1 protein-coding gene is annotated in these 2,721 nt (G+C 34.1%); it reads left to right on the top strand.

Going from position 1 to position 2,721, the window contains the following annotated elements; translation table 11 throughout:
- Positions 1-319: 319 nt before the first annotated feature.
- The gene (locus BFP75_RS11130) at positions 320-2,527 is read left to right on the top strand and encodes a S41 family peptidase (RefSeq protein ID WP_099545467.1); all 2,208 of its coding nucleotides are present in this window, start codon (positions 320-322) and stop codon (positions 2,525-2,527) included.
- Positions 2,528-2,721: the final 194 nt, after the last annotated feature.

Here is a 2,721-nt window from a genome sequence, read left to right as displayed (position 1 = left end):
AACGCCTTTTAAACGACGGTAGAAATTCGTCTGCGGTACCCGGTCACTTAATTGGAAATTATTGAAAAGCTTCTCTTGATAATCCTTTTTACCCTGCATACCTAAAGTTACGATCCTTTTACGGATCGGCAAGATCGAAATGCCCCTTTTTTTATAACTTGTGCAACAGGCACAACGGCTATAAATAATGCTCGGTGAAGTGATTACACCGAAATAAATGTTAATCACAAAATTAATTACACAACTGAATGGCAACAGAATATTTGCACCGCACTATCCATAGCCAAACACGTTCTCTGCAAGTTGAAAAAACGAATCGATGAAAAAAATACTAATAGCATTATTGACAATTATCTCTTTTAGCTGTCAGGCACAAGAGACCGAAAAATACAATCTCGGTTTTGAAAAACAGAGTGAGAATGCATCACTTTCTGACGGATGGTTTAAATGGGGTAATTATGAATTAACAACAGATTCCGTTGCTCATTCAGGCACAAAATCAGGAAAAATCACATCTGACCAAACAGGAAGTTCTTTTGGGAGTATTGCATACAAAATCCCAGCAAACTATGAAGGAAAAGAAATAAGACTTAAGGGTTTTATGAAAATCAAAGATGTTGAAAACGGATTTGCAGGTTTGTTGTTAAGAGTTGACGGGAATGGTACTTCTTTGGCATTTGACAATATGCAAAATCAAAACATAACAGGAACTAGGGATTGGCAGAAGTATAATATAACTCTCAACTATCCAGAGGGAGCAGAAAACATATTTATTGCAGGAATACTTACAGGCAAAGGCGAAGCTTGGTTTGATGATTTTGTTTTATCAATTGACGGTAAAGATGTTCAAAATCTGAAAGAGGTTGAAAAACAATTGACAAAAGCACAACTTGACAAAGAATTTGATAGTGGGTCTCTAATTGAGTTTTCTAATTTGACTTCTGAAAATACTGAGAACCTTGAATTGTTAGGAAGATTTTGGGGGTTTCTCAAATATCATCATCCCGAAATTGCAAAAGGGAACTACAATTGGGACTATGAACTTTTTAGGTTCTTACCAAAATACATTAAGACAGAAAACACTATCGAAAGAGATAAACTTCTTATTGAATGGATTAACTCTTTTGGTCAAGTAAAAGAATGTACAAAATGCCAGCCGACAAATGAAAATGCTTTTCTGAAACCCAATATGGGATGGATTAACAATCAAAGTGCAGATTTGAAAAACAAATTGCTTTACGTTTACAACAACCGTTCCCAAGGTAAACACTATTATATCGGGATGACTACAAATGTTGGCAACCCCGAATTTAAAAATGAAAATCCATATTCAAATATGCCTTACCCAGATGATGGCTTTAGATTATTATCACTTTATAGGTATTGGAATATGATAAACTATTTTTTTCCTTACAAACACTTAATGGATGAAGATTGGAACAAAAAATTAAAAGAATTTATTCCGCTATTCATAAATGCAAAAAATGAGTTGGAATATGAATTGGCAACAGTTCAGATAATTGGAGATATACAAGATACTCACGCAAATCTTTGGGGTGGAGCGGACAAAATTGATGAATGGAAAGGCTCAAACTATCCACCAATACACGTTCGTTTTATCGAAAATCATTTGGTTGTCACAGATTATTATAATCAAGAATTAAAAAACGAAGTTGGATTAAAAATTGGTGATGCAATTACCAAAATAAATGGCAACCCCATCGACAAAATCGTAAATGAAAAATCTAAATATTATCCAGCTTCTAATGAGCCAACAAGACTAAGAGATATTTCGGCAGACCTTTTACGCTCAAACTCGAATAATATTGAAATTGAGTTTATTTCGGGTAATTCCAAACCTCAAACAAAGAATCTTAAACTATACACAAAAGATAGCCTTGACATTTACCGTTGGTACAGAAAAAGTGATGACAAATCTTTTAAAATGTTGGACAATAATATAGGTTATGTAACACTTCAAAACATCAAGAAAGAAGACATTTCCAAAATTAAAAGTGAGTTTAAAGACACAAAAGGAATCATTATTGACATTCGCAATTATCCGTCAACTTTTGTTCCTTTTAGTTTAGGTTCTTTTTTTGTTTCTTCATCGACACCTTTTGTGAAGTTTACTAATGGAAATGTTGATAATCCAGGAGAATTTATATTCACAAGTAATTTAGAAATACCAAGTCAAGGCAAAACTTACAAGGGGAAATTAGTTGTATTAGTCAATGAATTATCTCAAAGTCAAGCAGAATATACTTCAATGGCATTTCGAGCAGGCGATAATACTAAAATTATAGGAAGTACAACAGCAGGAGCAGACGGAAACGTATCAGCAATAGTGCTTCCCGGAGGATTAAGAACAATGATTTCAGGAATTGGGGTTAACTATCCAAATGGCGGTGAAACGCAAAGAATTGGAATTGTTCCAGACATAGAAGTTCATCCAACCATTGAAGGAATAAGACAAAGAAAAGATGAATTACTTGAAAAAGCGATTGAAATCATTGTGAAGGAATAAAACCTGCAGAGAACAATGTATCCTATGAAAAGCCCTAGTCCAGTTCTCTAAAGTTAGTATTTAATTTTCAATTACTTCATAATGATGGTTTTGGGGTGTTGAATCGTTGATAATTCCGATAGGATTATCAACCATTCAATACCATATAACTTGCTCGGCATCCTATATGTGATACACCGTTATCGGCGTTCACC

Origin of the sequence: Maribacter sp. 4G9 (assembly GCF_002742265.1) — a bacterium.
In the GTDB taxonomy this organism is placed as follows: domain Bacteria; phylum Bacteroidota; class Bacteroidia; order Flavobacteriales; family Flavobacteriaceae; genus Maribacter.
Note: the sequence above shows the minus strand (reverse complement) of the source record. Positions and strands in the feature narration are given on the sequence as shown.

Excerpts from the sequence above, each read along its gene's own strand:
- BFP75_RS11130 (WP_099545467.1), top strand. The coding sequence starts at position 320 with ATGAAAAAAATACTAATAGCATTATTGACAATTATCTCTTTTAGCTGT.